18 protein-coding genes, 2 tRNA genes and 2 rRNA genes are annotated in these 23892 nt (G+C 44.7%); 15 read left to right on the forward strand and 7 right to left on the reverse strand.

From position 1 onward, the window contains the following. Nucleotides 1–80 precede the first annotated feature (80 nt). The 6 genes from accC (at nt 81) to AC1DYB_RS23595 (ending at nt 7084) form a co-directional block, all read left to right on the forward strand. Entirely contained in the window at nt 81–1415 is a 1335-nt protein-coding gene (accC, locus tag AC1DYB_RS23570; protein ID WP_295716412.1) for an acetyl-CoA carboxylase biotin carboxylase subunit, read from the forward strand. A 76-nt stretch (nt 1416–1491) separates the two neighbouring features. Next, nucleotides 1492–2355 (forward strand): twin-arginine translocase subunit TatC, encoded by an 864-nt coding sequence (gene tatC / locus AC1DYB_RS23575; RefSeq protein ID WP_477438487.1) that lies wholly within the window; start codon nt 1492–1494, stop codon nt 2353–2355. A gap of 233 nt (nt 2356–2588) precedes the next feature. Next, entirely contained in the window at nt 2589–3869 is a 1281-nt protein-coding gene (locus AC1DYB_RS23580; protein ID WP_295716409.1) for a replication-associated recombination protein A, read from the forward strand. A 397-nt stretch (nt 3870–4266) separates the two neighbouring features. Next, a complete protein-coding gene (locus tag AC1DYB_RS23585) occupies nt 4267–5742 on the forward strand; it encodes a DUF5687 family protein (RefSeq protein WP_477438489.1) in 1476 nt (491 codons plus the stop codon). Nucleotides 5743–5744: 2 nt separating this feature from the next. After that, the gene (locus AC1DYB_RS23590) at nt 5745–6500 is read left to right on the forward strand and encodes an ABC transporter ATP-binding protein (protein ID WP_477438491.1); all 756 of its coding nucleotides are present in this window, start codon (nt 5745–5747) and stop codon (nt 6498–6500) included. 137 nt (nt 6501–6637) lie between these two features. Further along, on the forward strand, nt 6638–7084 hold the full coding sequence (locus AC1DYB_RS23595) for a nuclear transport factor 2 family protein (protein ID WP_477438493.1): 447 nt from the start codon (nt 6638–6640) through the stop codon (nt 7082–7084). Here AC1DYB_RS23595 and AC1DYB_RS23600 read toward each other — a convergent pair whose 3' ends face one another. The 5 genes from AC1DYB_RS23600 to AC1DYB_RS23620 all read right to left on the reverse strand — a co-directional run bounded on the left by AC1DYB_RS23600 (nt 7085) and on the right by AC1DYB_RS23620 (nt 10109). Continuing rightward, complete coding sequence (locus AC1DYB_RS23600) at nt 7085–7636, reverse strand: NUDIX hydrolase (protein ID WP_477438495.1); 552 nt, start codon at nt 7634–7636, stop codon at nt 7085–7087. It lies immediately after the preceding gene. Beyond that, the gene (locus AC1DYB_RS23605; protein ID WP_477438497.1) at nt 7629–8033 is read right to left on the reverse strand and encodes a hypothetical protein; all 405 of its coding nucleotides are present in this window, start codon (nt 8031–8033) and stop codon (nt 7629–7631) included. Before AC1DYB_RS23605 ends, AC1DYB_RS23600 begins: the two co-directional genes overlap by 8 nt. Before the next feature lie 142 nt (nt 8034–8175). Further along, complete coding sequence (locus AC1DYB_RS23610; RefSeq protein WP_295716402.1) at nt 8176–8964, reverse strand: TPM domain-containing protein; 789 nt, start codon at nt 8962–8964, stop codon at nt 8176–8178. A 13-nt stretch (nt 8965–8977) separates the two neighbouring features. Beyond that, entirely contained in the window at nt 8978–9412 is a 435-nt protein-coding gene (locus AC1DYB_RS23615) for a TPM domain-containing protein (RefSeq protein WP_295716401.1), read from the reverse strand. 118 nt (nt 9413–9530) lie between these two features. Beyond that, on the reverse strand, nt 9531–10109 hold the full coding sequence (locus AC1DYB_RS23620) for a LemA family protein (protein ID WP_295716400.1): 579 nt from the start codon (nt 10107–10109) through the stop codon (nt 9531–9533). A gap of 182 nt (nt 10110–10291) precedes the next feature. On the opposite strand from AC1DYB_RS23620, the gene AC1DYB_RS23625 reads away from it, so the two are divergent. Together AC1DYB_RS23625 and AC1DYB_RS23630 are read left to right on the forward strand one after the other, a co-directional pair. After that, nucleotides 10292–12583, forward strand: coding sequence for a GH92 family glycosyl hydrolase (locus AC1DYB_RS23625; RefSeq protein ID WP_477438499.1), 2292 nt, complete (start codon nt 10292–10294; stop codon nt 12581–12583). A 163-nt stretch (nt 12584–12746) separates the two neighbouring features. Continuing rightward, nucleotides 12747–13148 carry a hypothetical protein gene (locus tag AC1DYB_RS23630; RefSeq protein WP_477438501.1) on the forward strand — a complete coding sequence of 134 codons (402 nt, stop codon included), beginning with the start codon at nt 12747–12749 and terminating at the stop codon, nt 13146–13148. 51 nt (nt 13149–13199) lie between these two features. Here the strand turns inward: AC1DYB_RS23630 and AC1DYB_RS23635 are convergent, their stop codons facing one another. Next, nucleotides 13200–13766 (reverse strand): RNA polymerase sigma factor, encoded by a 567-nt coding sequence (locus AC1DYB_RS23635; RefSeq protein ID WP_477399540.1) that lies wholly within the window; start codon nt 13764–13766, stop codon nt 13200–13202. Between the two features lie 294 nt (nt 13767–14060). Between AC1DYB_RS23635 and AC1DYB_RS23640 the strand changes: the two genes are divergently transcribed. The 3 genes from AC1DYB_RS23640 to AC1DYB_RS23650 are packed head-to-tail and all read left to right on the forward strand — an operon-like array spanning nt 14061 to nt 16451. Further along, on the forward strand, nt 14061–15611 hold the full coding sequence (locus AC1DYB_RS23640) for an NAD(P)/FAD-dependent oxidoreductase (protein WP_477438503.1): 1551 nt from the start codon (nt 14061–14063) through the stop codon (nt 15609–15611). Then, the gene (locus tag AC1DYB_RS23645) at nt 15608–16093 is read left to right on the forward strand and encodes a DinB family protein (protein WP_477438505.1); all 486 of its coding nucleotides are present in this window, start codon (nt 15608–15610) and stop codon (nt 16091–16093) included. The genes AC1DYB_RS23640 and AC1DYB_RS23645 overlap by 4 nt, the downstream gene beginning before the upstream one ends. Next, a complete protein-coding gene (locus AC1DYB_RS23650; RefSeq protein WP_477399546.1) occupies nt 16086–16451 on the forward strand; it encodes a CoA-binding protein in 366 nt (121 codons plus the stop codon). The genes AC1DYB_RS23645 and AC1DYB_RS23650 overlap by 8 nt, the downstream gene beginning before the upstream one ends. 87 nt (nt 16452–16538) lie before the next feature. On the opposite strand, the gene AC1DYB_RS23655 is transcribed toward AC1DYB_RS23650, so the two are convergent. Beyond that, nucleotides 16539–17918, reverse strand: a complete 1380-nt coding sequence (locus AC1DYB_RS23655) for a methyltransferase RsmF C-terminal domain-like protein (RefSeq protein ID WP_477438507.1) — start codon at nt 17916–17918, stop codon at nt 16539–16541. A gap of 696 nt (nt 17919–18614) precedes the next feature. Here AC1DYB_RS23655 and AC1DYB_RS23660 point away from each other — a divergent pair. The 4 genes from AC1DYB_RS23660 (at nt 18615) to AC1DYB_RS23675 (ending at nt 23877) form a co-directional block, all read left to right on the forward strand. Beyond that, a 16S ribosomal RNA gene (locus AC1DYB_RS23660) occupies nt 18615–20136 on the forward strand. A 324-nt stretch (nt 20137–20460) separates the two neighbouring features. After that, nucleotides 20461–20535, forward strand: a tRNA-Ile gene (locus AC1DYB_RS23665). 110 nt (nt 20536–20645) lie between these two features. Further along, nucleotides 20646–20722, forward strand: a tRNA-Ala gene (locus AC1DYB_RS23670). A gap of 275 nt (nt 20723–20997) precedes the next feature. Beyond that, a 23S ribosomal RNA gene (locus AC1DYB_RS23675) occupies nt 20998–23877 on the forward strand. Together the 16S and 23S rRNA genes with 2 tRNA genes alongside form the textbook arrangement of a ribosomal RNA operon. The last annotated feature ends 15 nt before the right edge of the window (nt 23878–23892 follow it).

Below are 23892 nucleotides of genomic sequence, written 5' to 3' on the forward strand. Positions count from 1 at the left end.
GGTTTACATATTCTAACATCATTCATTAGTATTTTTCATCTGCATATTTGCACATTTGTAATTTGCACATCAAAGAAATCATGTTTAAAAAAATATTAATAGCTAACCGGGGGGAAATCGCCTTGCGAATTATCCGTACCTGTAAAGAGATGGGTATTAAAACCGTAGCTGTTTATTCAACTGCCGACCGCGATAGTCTTCATGTACGTTTTGCTGATGAAGCTGTTTGTATAGGCCCCCCTCCAAGCCGCGATTCTTACCTAAGTATTCCTAATATCATTTCGGCTGCCGAGCTTACCAACGCGGATGCGATACATCCGGGTTATGGTTTCCTATCAGAAAATGCAAAATTCTCGGCCATTTGTGCCGATTATGGAATTAAATTCATCGGGGCTACAGCCGATCAGATCAACTCGATGGGCGATAAGGCTTCGGCTAAAGAAACCATGAAAAAAGCAGGCGTACCAATTGTACCCGGTTCTGATGGTTTACTTACTGATATTAAATCGGGCATCGCGATAGCCAATAAAATTGGTTATCCTGTAATATTAAAAGCTACTGCCGGTGGCGGTGGTCGTGGTATGCGCATTGTTTGGAAAGATGAGGAATTTGAGAATGCATGGGATTCTGCCCGTGCAGAATCTGGCGCTGCTTTTGGTAACGATGGCTTGTATCTTGAAAAATATGTTCAGGATCCGCGCCACATCGAGATCCAGGTAGTGGGCGATCAGTATGGTAAAGTATGCCACTTATCTGAGCGTGATTGCTCTATTCAGCGCCGTCACCAAAAGCTGGTTGAAGAATCTCCATCACCATTTATGACCGAAAAACTTCGGAAAAAAATGGGCGAAGCTGCTATTAAAGGTGCGAAAGCCGTAAAATACGAAGGAGCCGGTACCGTAGAGTTTTTGGTTGATAAAGACCGTAACTTCTACTTCATGGAGATGAATACCCGGATCCAGGTAGAGCACCCGGTAACTGAAGAGGTGATCAACTTTGACCTGATCAAAGAACAGATCAAAGTAGCCTCGGGTATCCCTATTTCCGGTAAAAATTACGAGCCAACAATGCATGCCATTGAGTGTCGTATCAACGCCGAAGATCCTTACAATAATTTCCGGCCTTCACCGGGTAAAATAACTAATTTTCACTCACCGGGTGGTCATGGTGTGCGTATTGATACCCACGTGTATACTGGCTATGTGATACCGCCAAACTATGATTCCATGATAGCAAAAGTAATTTGCTGTGCTCAAACCCGTGATGAGGCTTTATGTACCATGGAGCGCGCTTTAAGCGAATTTGTTATTGAAGGGGTAAAAACAACCATCCCTTTTCACCTGAAGTTATTGCAGGATCCAAACTTCCGCGCGGGTAACTTTACTACTAAATTTATGGAAACGTTTGAAATGTAATTTAAATTCAAACTATCTTCATATAATAAAACGTACTTAGCACAATAGCGTTTATACAGCGGTATTTAAATATACAATGAGCGACAATAAATTAATTAAAGCCATAAAAGATAAAGGTAAAACGATGGAGGCAGAAATGTCTTTCTTCGATCACATTGAAGCTTTAAGATGGCATTTGATACGGGCTTCTATAGCCATTGTAGTATTTACCAGTGTTGTGTTTTATTATTACGACTGGATATTTTACAACGTGATCATGGGGCCAAGCAGGCCCACGTTTTGGACTTACAGAATGCTTTGCGCGTTGGGGGATGCCCTTCACCGCCCTGGTTTTTGTATTGATAAGATCAATATCCAGCTGCTTAATACCGAAATGGCCGGACAGTTTACTTTGCAGATCAACTCTTCGTTATTGATAGGCATCACTTTAGGCTTCCCTTATTTGTTGTTTGAGCTATGGCGTTTTATTCGCCCGGCCCTGCATGAAAAGGAGCGTAAGGCGGCATCCGGCTTTGTATTTTATGCAACAGGCCTTTTTCTTTTGGGGGTAATGTTTGGTTACTACGTGATCACACCGGAGTCTATCAACTTCCTGGCGGGCTATACGGTAAGTCCTGATATTCATAACTTTTTTGATGTGGATTCTTACCTGTCATCAGTAGCAACATTAACCCTGGCAACAGGCGTAGTATTTGAGTTGCCTATTTTGGTTTATGTGCTATCAAGCCTTGGAATACTTACAGCTAAATTTATGCGCGATACAAGGCGCTACGCCATAGTTGCCATTTTGATTGTAGCGGCTGTTGTAACCCCAACCCCAGATATGATGACTATGACCGTGGTAAGTATCCCCTTATTTATTTTATATGAAGTAGGTATCCTGGTATCGGCAGTGGTTGAAAAAAGAAAACTGAAAAGAGCAGAGGCTGATGGCTTCTAATTGATGTGCAGATTGCCTTTAGATGTGCAGATGAAGAAGTAATCTGTTTTTAGATAACCGGATATTAAAAAAACTTATTGGAAGCCCCATCGTTTATTAGCGGTGGGGCTTTGTTTATTGAGCCACAATTTGCACATTTGAGTGATACAATTCCTTAAGTTAATTAGTGTACACATACGCGGCTCTTCATCTGCATATCTGCACATTTAAAATCTGCACATCTAATAAATTACATGACCAATCTCCCCCCTTTAGCCGAACGGATGCGCCCAAAATCCCTCAATGATTATGTAGGGCAAAAACATTTGGTTGGGCCGGGTGCCGTATTGCGCAAGGCTATTGAATCCGGATCGTTGCCATCCATGTTATTTTGGGGGCCACCGGGAGTGGGTAAAACTACGCTGGCCTATATTATTTCGCAATCATTATCTCGTCCGTTCTTTTCACTTAGTGCAATAAACTCAGGGGTGAAAGATGTGCGCGAAGTGATTGAAAAGGCCTCCATATTAAAGGAGCAAGGCGAAATACTCCCCATATTGTTTATTGATGAAATTCATCGTTTCTCTAAATCTCAGCAGGATTCATTGTTGGGCGCGGTTGAGCGGGGGATAGTTACGCTGATAGGTGCAACTACGGAAAATCCATCCTTCGAAGTAATTTCGGCTTTGTTATCACGATGCCAGGTTTACATTTTGAAACCCCTGGAAGAGGAGGATCTGCTGAACCTGCTGGATAAAGCCATGGCGGAAGATGAGGTACTTAAAGAAAAACGCATCAATATCAAAGACCATGAAGCGCTGCTGCGCTTGTCCGGCGGCGACGCCCGTAAACTGCTCAACATCTTCGAGCTGCTGGTAAACGCTTTTGATAGCCCGGATATAGTTTTAACCGATGAGGTAGTGTTGGAGCATGTACAGCAAAATATGGCGTTGTATGATAAAACCGGCGAGCAGCATTATGATATTATTTCGGCCTTTATCAAATCTATGCGTGGCAGTGACCCCAACGGAGCGGTTTACTGGCTAGCCCGCATGATAATTGGCGGCGAAGACCCGTTGTTTATTGCCCGCCGGATGCTTATCCTGGCGTCTGAGGATATTGGGAACGCCAATCCCAATGCCCTTTTACTGGCGCAAAGCTGTTTTGAAGCGGTGAATAAGATTGGTATGCCCGAGTCGCAATTGATATTGTCGCAAACGGCCATTTACCTGGCAACATCAGCCAAAAGTAATTCGGCAACAACTGCTATTGGTGCGGCAATGGCATTGGTACGCCAAACCGGCGACTTACCAGTTCCACTCCATTTACGCAATGCGCCTACCAAATTCATGAAAAATATAGGCTACGGTAAAGATTATAAATACGCCCACAGCTATGAGGGCAACTTTACCGATCTCGATTTTTTGCCGGATGCCATCAGGGGTACAAAAATTTACCAGCCAGGTAACAATTCTAAAGAAAACGAATCAAAAGAGAAGTTGAAGAAACTTTGGGGCGATAGGTATAAATATTGAAGCAGAGAGTCAAGATTCAAGAATCAGGACGGGAATAGGTAAAATCCCGGAACTCTGTAGGAGAAATGGCGATTTGAAAGGTTTGTCATCCTGAACGGAGTGAAGGATCTACTCACAGACTTTGCAGGGCGAAGAAGCATAGCGGATAATAGATCCTTCACTGCGTTCAGGATGACAAAAAGGTTTTTTTGCGAACACGTCATAAGTAGGTACGAAGCAATGAGCCCCACCTAACCCTCTCCGCTGGTGAGCGGAATGGCTTTAAAAAACCGAAGATCAAAAAGGCTCCCCTGCCGGGGGAGATTTAGAGGGGGCTAGGGCTAATAATCTTGATTCCTGACTCTTATTTCTTGATTCTGTTTCCTATCTTCAACAAAACATATCTTATCTATAAAACATGGTTTCTACCTTTTTCGGTCATGAGTTAAAAGCTTTCTGGCGATCAAAAAATACGGGTAAAAGCATTGCTATACGCGTAGTAATGGGCATTTTAATTCTTTATCTGTTTTTAAATGTACTTGCTATAGGTATCTTTTTAGATAAAATGCTTGAGGCAATGTTTCCTAACGAAGACCTGGTTAAGGCTTTTTGCGGTATCATACTCATTTATTTCCTGTTCGATCTGTTGACGCGGCTGCAGTTGCAGGAGTTACCTACCCTTAGGGTTCAGCCGTATTTGCACCTGCCTATAAAAAGGGACTCATTGGTGCGTTACCTGGCGTTAACCGCGGCTTTGTCGGTATTTAATTTGTGGCCTTTCATATTGTTTTTGCCATTTGTGTTCAAGATAGTTGCCCACGATTCGGGCAGCCTGGTTGCATTGAGCTTTGTTGTAGCTATTGCCGGGCTCACGGTGTTTAACAACTATCTGGCCTTGTACATTAAAAGACGATCGAACCTGAATGGCTGGGTGTTTTTGATTTCCGCTGCCGTTTTAGGCCTCATTATCGCCTGCGATTTCAGATGGCACCTGTTCTCGGTCCGCGATATTTCATACGCTTTTTTCGGGCATTTAATTACTATGCCGGTGTTGGCCTTGCTGCCTTTTGTGCTGGCGCTTGTAATGTATTACTTTAACTTTTATTACTTAAAGCAAAACCTTTACCTGGAAGAGCTTACCGCGCACAAAATAAAATCATATAAAAGCAGTACAGATATACCATTCCTGGCCAGGTTTGGCAGCGTTGGCGATTTGGCGGCGAACGAGATTAAACTTATTCTGCGCAATAAACGCCCGCGATCGGCCCTGGTTATGGGCTTGTTTTTTATGTTTTACGGGCTCATATTTTATACCAACAGCCATTATGGCGAAAGCTGGTACATTTTTGTGGGCATGTTCATGACGGGTATATTCATCATTAATTACGGTCAGTTTATGTTTAGCTGGCAGGCATCCCACTTTGATGGCATATTGGTAAGCAAAATTAACTTTATAGATTTTTTAAAGGCTAAGTATTTGCTGTTTACCCTAGTATCAACTGTTGCCTTCTTTTTAACAACGCCTTATGTTTATTTTGGATGGCAGATTTTATTGGTGCATTTTGTAATGTACCTGTGGAATATCGGCGTTAATACCACAATAGTATTGTTTTTTGCCAATCGCAACGCTAAGCGCATCGATCTGTCAAAAGGGGCGTCATTTAATTGGGAAGGCGTAGGTGCAACACAAATGCTATTGTCGTTGCCGCTTATGTTAACACCTTACATTATTTACATGCCTTTTTCATTATTTAAACATGGTAACATAGGGTTATTAATATTGGCATTAACGGGCTTAATATTTATACTAACCCGTAACTTTTGGCTGAAAAAGCTGGAAGAGGATTTTATGCAGAAAAGATATCAAATAGCCGAAGGCTTCAGAAATAAATAATCATGATTGAAATAAAGAACCTAAAAAAAATATACAACGGCATTACGGTGGTAGATGTACCGCACCTGGTGATCAATAAGGGAGAAAGCGTAGGCCTGGTTGGTAATAATGGCGCGGGTAAAACTACATTGTTCCGCATGATCCTTGATCTGATACGGCCGGAAACAGGGGAGGTATTGTCAAATGGCGAAGTTGTAGCCGGTCATGAAAACTGGAAAACCTACACCGCATCATATCTGGATGAGGGTTTCCTGATAGATTACCTTACACCAGAAGAATACCTGTATTTTATCGGCGGTCTGCATCAGCAAAGTAAGGCCATGGTAGATGAAGCATTATCAGACCTGGGTGATTTTTTTAATGAAGAAATACTAAAGAAAGGCAAATACATCCGCGACCTATCCAAAGGGAACCAGTGCAAGGTGGGGGTGGCGTCGTGCCTGCTGCAAAATCCGCAGTTGCTGATGCTGGATGAGCCCTTTGCCAATATTGACCCCAGCACGCAGTTCAGATTAAAAAATATGCTGAAGGATGCAAATAAAAATAAGGGAATTACCAATATAGTATCCAGTCATGATCTTAACCACATCACCGATATTTGCGACCGGATCCTGTTGATGGAAAAAGGGGTGATCATTAAGGATATCGCTACCAGTTCATCAACATTAAAAGAACTGGAAGATTATTTTGGGGTAGGGCAAAGAATAGAAGAGCCAGTGCCCTTTGTTTTAAAGATTGATGAGGAAGAGAATCATTAGGAGGGGCTTTCTTGTAGAGACGCATATTTGCGTCTCCCGCATGCAAATCACACGCGTGCAAAATTTATTGGCCCTGTAAAGCGGGAGACGCAAATATGCGTCTCTACAAAAAGAGAAATTGAATTAAACACATAGTTATGAAAAAGATTATCCTGTTCATCTTTATCCTGCTTACATCATTCAAAACCTTTGCCCAGCAAACCGATCAGGATGCTGTAAAGCAAACCATCAATACTATGCGCAAAGGAGATAGCACATTGTTACGGTCAACATTTCATAAAAATATCGTTCTCGAGGGCATCTCCAATAAAAAAGACGGAACCGTTGCATTGGATATTGATAACCCCAATGATTTTATTAAATCGGTTGGCACGCCACACAAAGAGATCTACGACGAGCAGATCTCCTTTGGTGATATTAAAATTGATGGCGACATGGCCAGCGTTTGGGCACCTTACAAGTTTTATTTAGGCAAAACCTTTAGCCATTGCGGGGTGGATGTTTTTACACTAATGCGTACACCCGCCGGCTGGAAGATTATTTATGTAGTTGATACCCGCCGTAAAGGTAATTGCCCGGAGTAACTACAGCGCCCCCAGTTTCACCATCCCGTAAAATAGACCGGCACAGTGCATAGCCTGTACAATTTTATTTTCCAGGAGCAGTTGTTTCACTTCGGGGATGGTGTATTCCTCCACAATTAGCTCCTCGTGCTCATCCAATGATTGTCCCTGCACTTTTTTGCCGCCCTTAGCCAGGTAGGTAAAAGTTTGATTATTGGCAGTTGATGGATTGCCATACACGGTACAAAGCAATTCAAAATCATCAAACTGGTAACCGGTTTCTTCCAGTAACTCGCGGCGCAGTCCTTCAACCGGCGATTCATCACCATCAATAACCCCGCCCGGTATTTCGAGTGATATGATGCCTGCTGCATGGCGGTATTGTTTTACCATGAGCACCATATTATCTTCGGTAATGGCAACTGCGTTAACCCAGTTGCTGTATTCTAAAACATAGTAATCGTCAACAATTTTGCCGCTGGGCATTTCGCAGCGATCAATACGTAGTGTTGCCCATGGACCTTTGTGTATATATTCAGAAGAAAGCAGTTTCCAGGTAAGATTTTTACTCATAGTTGTTTTTTATAAATTGATAGATGGAGTTTTGCTTGTTAATATTTTCAAATGAGGAGCTATGGTGCTTTTTCTCCAGCCATTCAAAAATCATTAAAATTTTTTGGAGTGACACTAAAGTTTCGGGCGAGGGGGTAAATGGCTCGGTATGCATGTATAGTAATTGCGCCAAAGCGTCCAGCTTATCGGCTTTATAATTTCCTTTTAATAGTAAAAGTTCAAAATCTTCGGTAGTTAACGCTAATAAATCATCCAGCTTAATATTAAACTCATTTTGCAGCATGGTGTCTGCGAGCTTTATAAATTCATCCGGTTTTGCCTGTTCTTTAAAACCCGCAATACGAGCCATCATGAGTGAAATTTTCTCCAGCTCATTTAAAATAAAGTCTTTATACATTCAAAGGATAATTTGGGCTGGCCATCACTAATTCAACACTCACTAACTAATTGTCGGCCATCAATAATTGATCAATTCAGCAATTCACTAATTAATCGCCGGCTATCACTAATTCACTAACTCAGCAATTCACTAATTAAAACTACCAGCTGCCGCTTGAACCGCCACCGCCACCGCTACCACCGCCGAAGCCGCCAAAACCACCTCCGCCGCCACCTCCGCCAGAGAAACCTCCCCAGTCAGATCCGCTGCTGCGGCCGCTGCCACCAAGAAGGTTACCGGCCAGAAACCACCAGAAGGGACTTGCGCCACCCCTGCGGCCAATAATCTGGCGACCACCACCACCGCCACGGTTACGGAATACCAATATCAGGATAACTACTATTATAATGATAACAATAAATGCGCTGCCACCAACACTTTTGCCCTGTTCTTCTTTTGGTTCAGCTTTGTATTCCCCTTTCATGTACTTGATGAGGCTATTGGTAGCAGCATCAAGCCCGCCGTAATAATCATCCTGCTTAAAGTGCGGTTTCATATCCTTTTGGATAATCTCCTGCGTAATTATATCCGGTACCGCACCTTCGGCGCCATAACCGGTTTGGATGCTCATTTTGCGATCGCTCATGGCAACCAGTACCAAAATGCCATTATTTTTCTTTTTTTCGCCGATACCCCATTTGCGCAACAGTTGTACTCCATAGGCATTAATATCATAGTTACCGGTTGATTTCATTATTACTACGGCTATCTGCGTAGAGGTAGAATCATTAAAGGCAACCAGTTTATCTTCCAGTTTTTGTTTATCAGCTGCAGATAAGGTATTGGTATAATCGGTAACCAGCGTATTAGATCGCTCCGGAAGTTCCTGGGCAAACGCCACGGCAGTACAAAGTACCAGGCTAAAAAATATGATGAGTTTTTTAAACATGTGTTTCTTTTGGTTATTCGCCATCCATAAAAGCAATATCATCGGGCAGTTCGTTAATGTCGCCTGCATGGTGAGGGAAATATTTTTGCAATTGCTCGCCTGCTATTTTTAGGCCGGTAACAATGCCTTCAACAATATCACCATATTTAAAATGCTTAAGCATATCCTCCTTGGTTTCATCCCAAAAATTGGGGGGGACAACCTTGTTTATGCCGGCATCGCCAATAATGGCAAACTTACGGTCAACAGTAGCTACGTATACAAGCACCCCATGACGCAGAGCTGTTTTATGCATATTAAGCTGATAGAAATATTTTGCTGCGCGATCAAGCACATCTTCACTGCACTTTTTTTCAATACAAACCCGTATTTCACCGGTACTGCGATTCTCGGCTTCCTCAATGGCCTTGCGTATCCGCTGCTGTTCTTCTTCGTTAAATACTGCCATTTTTTAATTAGTGATTGAGTGAATGGGTGAATTAGTGAGTGTTTTAATTAGTGAACAGACGAGTGGAGTTGTTGTTGCTCAATTCACTCATTCACTAACCCGCTAATTCACTAATTAGTTAAAACTGAACCTTAGGTGCTTTTTCTGATCCAGGCTCGGCAGTAAAATATCCTTTTTCAGAAAAGCCAAACATTTTAGCAGTGATATTTGCCGGGAATGATCTGATCTTGGTATTGAACTCCTGTACGGCAGTATTAAAATCCTGGCGGGAAACCTGTATGCGGTTCTCTGTCCCTTCTATCTGTGCCTGCAGGCCCAAAAAGTTTTCGTTGGTTTTCAGGGTGGGATAGTTTTCTGTAATAGATAATAACTTGCCCAAAGCCGTACTCAATTCTCCCTGTGCGGCCTGGAATGCTTTTATAGATTCTGGAGTTAATTTAGTAGGATCAACCTGTACCGATGTAGCTTTGGCGCGGGCCTCAACAACGGCGGTAAGTGTGCTTTTTTCAAAGTTGGCCGCACCTTTAACAGTGTTCACCAAATTTGGTATCAGATCGCTGCGGCGTTGATATTGGCTTTGTACGGCGGCCCATTGAGTTTTTACATTTTCATCGAGCTTAACCATACTGTTGTAGCTGCATGAACTTAGAGACATGGCAACCGCAACCACTAATATTACTGATAGTAGCTTTTTCATTGATATTTTGTTTTTTAGATGTGTTTCAGTTAGATAGCAAAACGCATACCGATGTTACAAAAGGTAGGGTTTAATGACATTATGTCAAGGTACAGTTTTTATTACTGTTATGGAAACATTTAAGTGTTATGCCCTATATTTGAGCTCTTAAAACGTTTTATCAATTGATACGGTTCATAACAATGAAGAAGATATTTTACGTTCTTTTAGCTTTTATTGCTTTAGATGCGCAGGCGCAAACCCACCCCTCCGAAAACCTGGTCCAATATGTACGCCCCATCATCGGTACGCAGCGGATGGGACACGTTTACCCAGGCGCGACGGTACCCTTCGGGATGGTACAGCTGAGCCCCGAAACCGATACGGCAGGCTACGAGCTGAACGGTAAATACAACCCCGATGTATACAAATACTGCGCGGGCTACCAGTATGATGATAAAACGATCGTCGGCTTCAGCCATACCCATTTCAGCGGCACCGGCCACTCCGACCTGGGGGACTTTTTAATTATGCCGACCGTAGGCCAATTAAAACTCAACCCCGGCACAGCCGATAAACCGGGCAGCGGTTACCGTTCCGGCTTTTCGCACCAGAACGAGGTAAGCCAGGCCAATTACTATAAAGTAAAGCTGGATGAAAGCAATATTATTGCCGAGATGACCACCACCGCCCGGGTAGGCTTCCACCAATACACCTTTCCCAAGTCAGATCAGTCGCATATCGTCCTGGACCTGATGGCGGGGATCTATAATTACCCCGATAAAAACGTGTGGACCTACCTGCGGGTACTGAATGACAGCACGGTGATTGGCTACCGCCAAACCAATGGCTGGGCCCGCACCCGTACCCTGTACTTCGCCATGAGCTTTAACAAAGCCTTTTTTAAACACGGCTACAAAAAATACGATAAACGGGAAGTGTACGGCGGTTTCTGGGGTAAGTTCAACCAAACCAAAAACTTCCCCGAGATAGCCGGCAAACAGCTCCGGGCTTACTTCGATTTCAAAACCGAAGCAGGGGAGAAAATCAAAATCAAATTCGCGCTGTCGCCGGTAAGCATGGCCGGGGCGCTGAACAACATGCAGACCGAAATCCCGGGCTGGGATTTTGAGCAGGTAAAGGCGGATGGCCAGCAGCTTTGGGAAACCGAACTGCATAAAATCGAGATCCATGGTAACCGGGAGATCAAAGAAAACTTTTATACCTCCATGTACCATACCATGATCAACCCGACCATGTATATGGATGCCGACGGGCAGTACAAAGGCATAGACCAGAACATACACAAAGCCGAAGGCTTTACCAACTATACCACCTTTTCGCTTTGGGATACCTATAGGGCCCTGCACCCGCTGTTCAATATCATCGAGCCCCAACGGAATGCCGATATGATCCAAAGCATGCTGGCCCATTATGACCAGAGCCCGGAACATATGCTGCCCATCTGGTCCAACTCGGGTAACGAGAACTGGTGCATGAGCGGCTACCATAGCGTAGCAGTCATCGCCGACGCGGTGGTTAAAGGCAATGTGCACTTTGACGCGAACAAGGCGCTGGATGCCTGCGTGGCAACAGCCAAACACCGGGACTATGAAGGTATCGGCGAGTACATGGATAAAGGCTATATCCCCGATGAAAAAAGCGGGGTATCGGTATCCTCCACCCTGGAATATGCCTTTGACGACTGGGCCATCGCCCAGCTGGCCAAAAAGCTGAACCGGATGGAGATCTATAACGAATTCATCAAACGCTCGGAAAACTACAAAAACGTATACGATAAAGCCGCGGGCTTTATGCGTCCCAAACTCAGTAACGGCACTTTCCGGAAAACGTTCGATCCGCTGAGCACGATCAATGAAGGCTTCATCGAGGGCAACAGCTGGAACTATACCCTTTTTGCCCCGCAGGACCCCAAGGCATTGATTGAGTTAATGGGCGGGAACAAAAGATTCACCACCTACCTGGATTCCCTGTTCACGATGAACCTGCCGGATAAATACTTTGCTGAGACAGAAGACATCACCCGGGATGGCATCATCGGCAATTATGTACATGGCAACGAACCATCGCACCATGTAGCCTACTTATACAACTGGACCCACGAACCCTGGAAAACCCAGGAACGGATCAGGATGATCCTGCCAAGGATGTACAAACCCACCCCGGACGGACTGGGCGGCAATGACGACACCGGGCAGATGAGCGCCTGGTATATCTTCAGCACGCTGGGCTTTTACCCGGTAGCACCCGGCTCAGACCAATACTCCACGGGCAGCCCGGCGGTAAACGGGGCCACCATTAATTTAGACAATGGCAAAAAGTTTATCATCAACGTAAAAAACCAAAGTGCGAAGAATGTTTATGTGCAAAAGATGGTGTTGAACGGCAAAACGCTGGATAGCCTGTTCATCAGCCATGCCCAGATCATGAACGGCGGCGAGATCACCTTTTACATGGGCGGAAAGCACAAGTAGACAGATGTGCAGATTTCAGATGTGCAGATGGATGTAATTTGAAGATTTGAAAATAGAACCCCGATAACAAATGTGGAGATTTTAAATTTTGGATGTGCAGATGAATGTGTTTGAGAATTGATAATTTGGTGATCTGAAAATGAAAACAACTTTTATTTAAGGGATGGGTACAAAGCAAATAATAGGTGTATTAGGTGTGCTTGTGTTTTTTAGTTCGTGCGCCGAATCGTTTAAACAACTTCCACCCGAAAAATTCAATGATACAGTAGCCAGCCGGAAGGATATTAAAAGCGTAGATGAGCTTGTTGTTGCATATTTTAATTACAGGAATAAATATAAGGAGCATGAGGTACAGCCAAGGCTCAGCATCATCTCCAAAAAGCTGGATTCTGGCAATTATGAGATCACCGCTATAGATACCGTTATGGATGACGATGCGCTGGCTGCGGAGAAAATTGTAATGATAGCAGCGCAACACGCGCAAACCTGGAAAGCCTTAGATATAAAATATAACTGGAAGTGCCGAGATGGGCATGGCAACACTGACTGGGGTACGGGAGAATAATTACTCCCGCAGGTGAGCCCGCTCATCTTTTGGAGAGGGCAGGGTGAGGTTTTATGCCAGGCAATGTTGTTCGCGCATGGTTAGTTTGCCTATCATATCTTTAAGGATAGTTCTTGCACGATGCAAAGTAGTACGCGATAAAAGTTCGCTCATGCCTAATGAGTTGCCTATTTCCTGGTGCGAATAACCTTCAATAGCATACATGTTAAATACAGAACGATAAGTTTTAGGCAGCTTTTGGATCAGCTTCATGAGGTCCTTTGCTTCAAGACCATTATCATTGTATGCTTTGCTTATCGGCATTTCGGTATCTGCGCTAAAATCTTCAACCAAAACAATTGGCTTTAATTTGCGATAGCGAGATATAGCCGCATGCACCATAATACGGCGTACCCAGCCCTCAAGGCTGCCATCGCCGCGGTAATTATTCATGTTCCTGAATATTTTAATAAAGCCTTCCTGTAATATATCCTGCGCTTCATCTTTGTCGGTTGCGTAGCGCATACAAACAGCCAGCATTCTTGGTGCTAATAATTTATAAAATTGCTCCTGGTATTTACGTTCGCTGCGTAAGCATCCTTCCCAAATTGTCTGTAAACGGTCGTCGGCGGTAGTCATGGTGTTATTTATTGATATGTGAAGCCTATGCCAATACCGGTGCCATTTTATAAATAGTTGATTATTAGTTGTTTGTAAAATAATAGACTTTTAAAACTGTTCGATAGCGGACGGTCATTGTGCATAGGCGGACAGAATGCTCAGGCCCCCTAACCCCCTGAAGGGGAAACAAAGGTTGGATATATTCTAAAATTATTCTGCGCACTTATAAAAAGTCTTCCCCTTTAGGGGGAGATTTTGAGGGGGCTTTTTCCTACCTTTGTCCTAATCCGGGATAAAAACCCGGCCATCAACATGACAAAAGAAATTGAAATAGTATGCCCTCCCGGGCAGCATGAAGACGAAGAGGTGATCAAGCTCCTTGCTGCTGCAGCTTTAAATATGCAGCCTCAAAAATTATCGGCAGTTAAAATTTTAAAAAGATCCATTGATGCCCGCGGCCGTAAAGTGGTTTACCGCATGATGGTGCAGGCATTTATTGATCAGCCGTATCAGCCCGAAAGCTATATCGTAAATTATCCGGACGTACAATTTGGTCGACCGGTTATTATTGTAGGCGCTGGTCCGGCAGGGATTTTTGCTGCCTTGCAGTGTATCGAATCGGGATTAAAGCCGATTATTTTGGAGCGTGGTAAGGATGTTAAACAACGTCGCCGGGACTTGGCAAATATCAACAAACAGGGTTTGGTAAATCCCGAATCCAACTATTGCTTTGGCGAGGGCGGTGCTGGAACTTACTCTGATGGTAAGTTATACACCCGATCTACCAAAAGGGGCGATGTGAACCAGGTACTTAAAATGTTTGTGGCCCATGGTGCTGATGCCGATATATTGATAGATGCCCGCCCACATATAGGTACTAATAAATTACCCCAGATCATTACTGCCATGCGCGAAACGATTTTGAATGCTGGCGGCGAATTTCATTTCGATACAAAAGTTACCGCTTTGCTGGTGGAGTTTGGCAAGACAAAGGGTGTAAAGCTGGCATCGGGCGAGAAAATGACCGCCGATGCCGTGATCCTGGCAACGGGCCACTCGGCAAGGGATGTATTTGAAATGCTGCATCATCAAAATATTTTGATCGAAGCGAAACCTTTCGCTTTAGGGGTAAGGATTGAACATCCGCAGGAAATAATTGATCGCGCACAGTATCATTGCGAATACCGCGGGCCAGATTTGCCGCCATCTTATTATAACCTGGTTGAACAGGTAGAGGATCGGGGAGTATTTTCATTTTGCATGTGCCCGGGCGGTATCATCGCACCTTGCGCTACCGAAGTAAACGAAATTGTGGTGAACGGCTGGAGCCCATCAAAACGTAATAATCCGTTTGCCAACTCGGGTACGGTAGTACAGATCAACATGGAAGATGTTGCTGGGGATGATAAGGATCCGTTTAAAATGCTGCGCTTTCAGCAACAGGTAGAGCATGCCGCATTTAATGCAGGTGGAGGAAGCTTGGTTGCTCCCGGCCAGCGCATGGTTGATTTTGTAGAAGGGCGATTATCAAATGATCTGCCGGTAAACTCTTATCTTCCCGGTACCAAAAGTACCGAGCTTAAAGAGGTATTACCTGCATGGATAAATAAACGGCTGCAAAAGGCTTTGCCGGCTTTTGGCAAAAAAATGAAGGGATATTACACCAATGAAGCTATCTTGGTGGGTGTAGAGTCGCGTACGTCATCGCCAGTAAAAGTCCCAAGGGATAAAGAAACTTTACAGCATCCGCAGGTAGCGGGATTATTTCCTTGCGGAGAGGGCGCGGGTTACGCGGGTGGCATTATTTCTGCTGCAATAGACGGCATCAACTGTGCATTGGCAACTTTAAAAATATTAGCATGACCATTTCTGAAGAATTAAGCAGCAAATTACAAACGATATTATCGGGCGATCCATGGTACGGCCCGTCGGTTTATAAGATTGTAGAAGGCATCAGTTTTGAGGCCGCTTATGAAAAACCACAGGGGTCGGCACATAATATCGCGGAGATTGTTTTACACATGATAGCCTGGACGGAAGAGGTGATGGATAGGATGAATGGTTTACCATCCGGCATCCCCACGAGTGGCGATTGGCCCCCGACCGGTACCCCCGACGAACAAAAATGGCAAAACTATGTTGAAGATTTAAAGCTGGTGAACGTAAATTTGATTGGCATTATCCAAAAGTTCTCTCCGGAACAATGGGATGAGCTAACAACAGACGAACGGGACCGCGAGCTGGGCACAGGTGTTACTTATGAAGAATTGATTAACGGACTAATTCAGCATCATATATATCACTCTGGCCAGGTAGCATTATTAAACAGGATCATCAATGGCTGATAAAAAAACACTTATACTGGGGGCGACACCAAATACCAGCAGATATGCAAACCTCGCCGCCAATAGATTAGCAGGCCGAGGGCACACTATAGTTAACGTGGGCATAAAAACCGGCGAGATAGCTGGTGTACCGATAGAAAAAGCAGAGGCTATCCATAACGATATCGACACAGTTACCTTATATGTTGGTCCGCAAAACCAACCGCCGCTGTATGATTATATATTGAATACCAACCCCAGGCGTATAATTTTTAACCCCGGCACCGAAAATTCCGAACTGCGCCGCCTGGCCAATGAAAAGGGAATTGAAACGGAGGAAGCCTGTACGCTGGTATTATTATCTACCGGGCAGTATTAGAGGCCCCCTAACCCCCTGAAGGGGGAACTATAAAATCATAAAATTAAAATATAGCAGTCACCACTATGCTAATCAAAAGCTCCCCCTTTAGGGGGTAGGGGGGCTCGCCAAAATTCTGATCTCTTTCGGGTAATAATTATTGATCCTATTTGGCAGTAATTTAGCCCAGCCCAAAGCCTGCCCTTCAAAATTCATTAAACTCCAGCCTTTTTCTGTAGGATGAAGATCGATATTATCACGTCGCAGGTATTGGATAGCCTGATCATAGGTTAATTCGGTTTGCAAAACGGCATCCTTATTCATGATAGTACTTAAGGCAAGTTCATGATCGGGGATCAGATCTTTGCCCATCAGCTTACCAACGCGTACGCCCGATTTTTTAAGATAAAGGTGTCGTTGTAAAATATTCAGGCTTTCCTTATGTACACGGTTAATGGCTAGCCAATCTTCGTTCACTTTAAAATAATAAAAATCATCGGGGTTATTGATGTATGCTTTTACCTGGTCAATTTCGGTACTGCTTACCTTTTGATGCATATTGTTTTTAAAGTTGCCCAGTTCGCCGGTATTGGTTTTCTTTTTAAGGCAACTGGCAAATAAGCCCTCACCTTTAACCTGTCCGGGGTAAAAACGATACCCCCATGCTTGTTTATTGGCCGATTGCGTTTCAACAATTCCCCACTCCTTATATATAGGTATGCGGATGCTTTCCAAATCAAATTCCTGGCAAAGCCAATCCAGTATATCTTCATTTTCCTGGTGCGAGTAGGAGCAGGTACTATATATAAGGTATCCATCCTCTTTTAGTGCCGGTAATATATCAGCAAGGATCCGCTCCTGCCGCTGATGACAAAGCTCCACATTGGCTTCAGACCATTCGTTCATCGCCTGGGGATCTTTCCTGAACATGCCCGAGCCGGAGCAAGGTGCATCAACCAGTATAATATCAAAAAAGCTTTTAAGTCTGCCAATATCTTTAGGGTCGTTATTACTCACGATAACGTTGGCCTGCCCCCAGCGGCTAAGATTGTCGGTTAATACAGGTACACGGGTTTTGATAATTTCGTTGGCCACTAACAGATCATCGGCATTAATGGCCGAGTTAAGCAAGGTGCTTTTGCCTCCCGGGGCGGCGCAAAGGTCGAGCACTTTTACAGGTTCATCAATATTTGGCCTGATATTTTTAAATATATGATCGATAAACATAGACGATGCCTCCTGTACATAATAGCAACCGGCATGAAAAAGCGGGTCGAAAGTGAAGGATGGGCGGGTGTTTAAGTAAAAACCATCGGCGCACCAGGGCACTTGCTCGTCTGTTTTTGATGCCGAAGGCTTAAAAGGATTTAACCTTATAGAGGTAGGCGCATCAGCAATTTGATGTGCTTTGATGAAATTTTCTTCGTTAAATCCATTTTCCGCGCTCAATGATTGCAGGAAATTATCAGGAAATTGATGGTCGTTCATATACTTTGTAAATATACAAATTCAATAAATGCTATTATAGCCCGGTATTAATAGGTTGGCGGGATTAGTTTGATGTTAGTTTACAGGTACTTGTATATTGTTTTAATTATTTGAAAGATTCTCTTGGTACGTAAGGGGTTTTCTGTGTACATTTGTGGCCGCTCAAGAAAAAGAGCGTTGTTTTTTGAAAAGTTAGCGAATAAAAATAGATTAAAATAAGTGAACGTTTCACTTGCCAGATCAAAAAATAATTCGCACTTTTGCACCCCGCCGCTGAGGAAGAAGAGAGGGAAGGAAAAGGGGATTAAAAACTGAAAAAACGCTTAAAAAAATAAAAGCGAAAAAGGTTTTGGAAAAGCGGAAAAGGTTTCTACCTTTGCAGACCCAAACGGAAGGGTCCTTGAAAGAGGAAAAGAAGTAAAAAAAGCTAAAGCGATTTTAGCCAATAAAAATGAAAAGTTAAGAGGTATTAAAACCTCCAAAACATATAGCGGATTCGGATGATGAAGCGAGAAAGTTCTTTTAAGAAATAGAAAATCATGTAGAGTAACACTAAAGCGAAAAGCGGAAGGCGTAAAGCCGAAAGCAGGAGCAGAGGAGTTATGATAACAAAAAGAAGAGAGATACTGTATAAAGATATAATTATATACAGATTCTATTATTAATAATAGGGTCAGTGAACAAACAAAACATTTTACAATGGAGAGTTTGATCCTGGCTCAGGATGAACGCTAGCGGCAGGCCTAATACATGCAAGTCGGACGGGATAGGAGAGCTTGCTTTCCTTGAGAGTGGCGCACGGGTGCGTAACACGTATGTAACCTACCTTGTTCAGGGGGATAGCCTCTCGAAAGAGAGATTAAGACCGCATAACATCATGATGCAGCATTGCAATATGATCAAATATTTATAGGAACAAGATGGGCATGCGGAACATTAGCTAGTTGGTAAGGTAAAGGCTTACCAAGGCTACGATGTTTAGGGGATCTGAGAGGATGACCCCCCACACTGGTACTGAGACACGGACCAGACTCCTACGGGAGGCAGCAGTAAGGAATATTGGTCAATGGGCGAAAGCCTGAACCAGCCATGCCGCGTGCAGGAAGACTGCCCTACGGGTTGTAAACTGCTTTTGTACCGGAATAAACCTTGATACGTGTATCAAGCTGAATGTACGGTAAGAATAAGGATCGGCTAACTCCGTGCCAGCAGCCGCGGTAATACGGAGGATCCAAGCGTTATCCGGATTTATTGGGTTTAAAGGGTGCGTAGGTGGCTTTTTAAGTCAGGGGTGAAAGACGGTAGCTTAACTATCGCAGTGCCTTTGATACTGAAGAGCTTGAATGAACTAGAGGTAGGCGGAATGTGACAAGTAGCGGTGAAATGCATAGATATGTCACAGAACACCAATTGCGAAGGCAGCTTACTATGGTTTAATTGACACTGAGGCACGAAAGCGTGGGGATCAAACAGGATTAGATACCCTGGTAGTCCACGCCCTAAACGATGAATACTCGATGTTGGCGATATACGGTCAGCGTCTAAGCGAAAGCGTTAAGTATTCCACCTGGGGAGTACGCCCGCAAGGGTGAAACTCAAAGGAATTGACGGGGGCCCGCACAAGCGGAGGAGCATGTGGTTTAATTCGATGATACGCGAGGAACCTTACCCGGGCTTGAAAGTTAGTGAATAGAGCAGAGACGCTCTAGTCCTTCGGGACACGAAACTAGGTGCTGCATGGCTGTCGTCAGCTCGTGCCGTGAGGTGTTGGGTTAAGTCCCGCAACGAGCGCAACCCCTATGTTTAGTTGCCAGCACGTTAAGGTGGGGACTCTAAACAGACTGCCTATGCAAATAGAGAGGAAGGAGGGGACGACGTCAAGTCATCATGGCCCTTACGTCCGGGGCTACACACGTGCTACAATGGATGGTACAGAGGGCTGCTACCTGGCAACAGGATGCCAATCTCTCAAAGCCATTCACAGTTCGGATCGGGGTCTGCAACTCGACCCCGTGAAGTTGGATTCGCTAGTAATCGCGTATCAGCAATGACGCGGTGAATACGTTCCCGGGCCTTGTACACACCGCCCGTCAAGCCATGGAAGCTGGAAGTGCCTGAAGTGCGTAACCGCAAGGAGCGTCCTAGGGTAAAGTCGGTAACTGGGGCTAAGTCGTAACAAGGTAGCCGTACCGGAAGGTGTGGCTGGAATACCTCCTTTCTGGAGCAGTATCAAAATCGACTGGAGATATTATAACAAGTTACCTACATGATTATTTCTTAAAATTGGTTGATTGGGTTTGATTGGTTGATTAGGTGAGTGGTTGATACCATACATTAAATCAGTCCTTCAGTAATTCAGTCATTCAATAATTAAACACACAAAAGGAAAACCCAAAAGATGAAGCCATCGATGTGGAGCGAAGCCAAAAGGCGAGCGAAGGATACGGTAGGCAGTTCACAGTGGGCAGTAATGCAGTTAGCAGTTGGCAACAAGAGCTAACTATGAAGCAAACTGCAAACTAAGTACTGCAAACTGAAAAAAAGTCCTGTAGCTCAGTTTGGTTAGAGCACTACACTGATAATGTAGGGGTCAGCAGTTCAAATCTGCTCGGGACTACGAAAGGAGCGAAAAGCAGAAAGCCAAAGGCAGAAAGCATTAAACTTCAGGCGAAGAAAGAAAGGAAAAAAGCTTTATGCTTTAAGCCTTTAACTTTCAGCTCATTTTTAGGGGGATTAGCTCAGCTGGCTAGAGCACCTGCCTTGCACGCAGGGGGTCAACGGTTCGAATCCGTTATTCTCCACCATGTTAAGCTTAAAGCGCAAAGCCTAAAGCAAAAAGCCTTCAAAAGCTTTTAGCCTTAAGCATTCAGCTTTCAGCTCAACAAAACGTTCTTTGACATATTGGAAGAAGTAATTGAAAAAAAGAAGACAACAGTATAGAGGACTGTTGTAGACTGAAGTTCAAGGAAAAAGGTAAAAAGAGGAAAGGCTTCGGTCTTGATACTTGATACTAGCTACTTGATACTGAATTACAACAAGAATCAAAAGCATACATACCGGGCAAAAGGCGGTATAGTAGAAGAAAGTAAGAAAGGGTACACGGGGGATGCCTTGGCTCTCAGAGGCGATGAAAGACGTGATAAGCTGCGATAAGCTACGGGGATCAGCAAATATGAATTGATCCGTAGATTTCTGAATGGGGAAACCTGGCTAGTTGAAGACTAGTCGCAAATATGCGCAAACCTGCTGAACTGAAACATCTAAGTAAGCAGAGGAAGAGAAAATAATAATGATTTCCTGAGTAGTGGCGAGCGAAAGGGAAAAAGCCCAAACCAATTATGTTACGGCATAATTGGGGTTGTAGGACCACAATATGAATATCAAAATGAACCGGAACGGGGTGGGAAACCCGGCCATAGAGCATGAGAGCTGCGTACGGGTAAGTAATGATAGGATAGTGGAATCCTGAGTACCGCGAGGTCGGAGACGCCTTGTGGGAATCTGCCGGCACCATCCGGTAAGGCTAAATACTCCTGAGAGACCGATAGTGAACCAGTACCGTGAGGGAAAGGTGAAAAGAACCCCGAACAGGGGAGTGAAATAGAACCTGAAACCGTGTACTTACAAGCGGTCGGAGCGGACTTGTTCCGTGACGGCGTGCCTTTTGCATAATGAGCCTACGAGTTACTCTTTCCTGGCAAGGTTAAGTGTTTAAGACACGGATCCGAAGCGAAAGCGAGTCTGAATAGGGCGTATAGTCAGGGGAGGTAGACGCGAAACCTTGTGATCTACCCATGGGCAGGTTGAAGGTGCCGTAACAGGTACTGGAGGACCGAACCGATAAACGTTGAAAAGTTTCCGGATGACTTGTGGGTAGGGGTGAAAGGCTAATCAAACTGGGAAATAGCTCGTACTCCCCGAAATGTTTTTAGGAACAGCCTGGCGGTTGAGTTAATAAGAGGTAGAGCTACTAATTGGGTGCGGGGGAGTCAAATCCTACCAAATCCAGATAAACTCCGAATGCTTATTAATATACGCTGGAGTGAGGCTCTGGGTGCTAAGGTCCAGGGCCGAGAGGGAAAGAACCCAGACCATCAGCTAAGGTCCCCAAATTACTGCTAAGTTGAACTAACGAGGTCCGATTGCATAGACAGCTAGGATGTTGGCTTGGAAGCAGCCATTCATTTAAAGAGTGCGTAACAGCTCACTAGTCGAGCGATCGGGCATGGATAATAAACGGGCATCAAGCAGTATACCGAAGCTATGGATTTACAGTAATGTATCTGGTAGGGGAGCATTCTATATGCCGGCGAAGCAGGAGGGACAACCGACTGTGGAGGTTATAGAAAAGCAAATGTAGGCATAAGTAACGATAAGGCGGGAGAGAAACCCGCCCACCGAAAGACTAAGGTTTCCTGATCAACGCTAATCGGATCAGGGTTAGTCGGGGCCTAAGGTGAAGCCGAAGGGCGTAGCCGATGGACAACTGGTTAATATTCCAGTACTTTTTATAACTGCGATGCGGTGACGGAGTAGTGACACTGACGCGAACTGACGGAATAGTTCGTTAAAGGCCRTAGGTATATGGACTGTAGTTAAGTACGCAGACCATGCTGAAAGCTGATAGTATACCAAATCTTCGGAGGCGGTAATAGTTCAGGTAATCAGACTTCCAAGAAAACCCGCTAAGCTTCAGGTTATAAAAACCCGTACCGTAAACCGACACAGGTAGTCGAGGAGAGAATCCTAAGGTGCTCGAGTGAATCATGGCTAAGGAACTCGGCAAAATGGCCCTGTAACTTCGGGAGAAGGGGCGCTGGTAGCAATGCCAGCCGCAGTGAAAAGGCCCAGGCGACTGTTTAACAAAAACACATGGCTATGCAAAATCGAAAGATGACGTATATGGCCTGACACCTGCCCGGTGCCGGAAGGTTAAGAGGGGATGTTAGGAGCAATTCGAAGCATTGAATCGAAGCCCCGGTAAACGGCGGCCGTAACTATAACGGTCCTAAGGTAGCGAAATTCCTTGTCGGGTAAGTTCCGACCTGCACGAATGGTGTAACGATCTGGGCGCTGTCTCAGCCATGAGCTCGGTGAAATTGTGGTATCGGTGAAGACGCCGGTTACCCGCAACGGGACGGAAAGACCCCATGCACCTTCACTACAACTTAACATTGATATCGGATACAGGATGTGTAGGATAGGTGGGAGACTGTGATCTGGCTTCGCTAGGAGTCAGTTAGTCAACGTTGAAATACCACCCTTTTTGTATCTGGTGTCTAACTCTGCAMWGYGGAGGACATTGTTTGGCGGGTAGTTTGACTGGGGTGGTCGCCTCCAAAAAGGTAACGGAGGCTTTCAAAGGTAAGCTCAGTACGCTTGGTAACCGTACGTGGAGTGCAATAGCATAAGCTTGCTTGACTGTGAGGCAGACAAGCCGAGCAGGGTCGAAAGACGGATATAGTGATCCGGTGGTTCTGCATGGAAGGGCCATCGCTCAAAGGATAAAAGGTACGCTGGGGATAACAGGCTGATCTCCCCCAAGAGCTCATATCGACGGGGAGGTTTGGCACCTCGATGTCGGCTCGTCACATCCTGGGGCTGGAGAAGGTCCCAAGGGTTGAGCTGTTCGCTCATTAAAGTGGCACGCGAGCTGGGTTCAGAACGTCGCGAGACAGTTCGGTCCCTATCTGTTGTGGGCGCAGGAAGTTTGAGTGGGGCTGACCTTAGTACGAGAGGACCGGGTTGGACTAACCTCTGGTGAATCTGTTATGGCGCCAGCTGTATTGCAGAGTAGCTACGTTGGGAATAGATAAGCGCTGAAAGCATCTAAGTGCGAAACTAGCCACAAGATGAGACTTCCATTGAGGGTCGTAGGAGACTACTACGTTGATAGGTCATAGGTATAAAGGTGGTGACATCATAGCCGAGTGATACTAATTGCCCGAAGCTTTCTCATAGCAGGTAATAATGG

The organism is Mucilaginibacter sp. P2_A4, assembly GCF_056405015.1.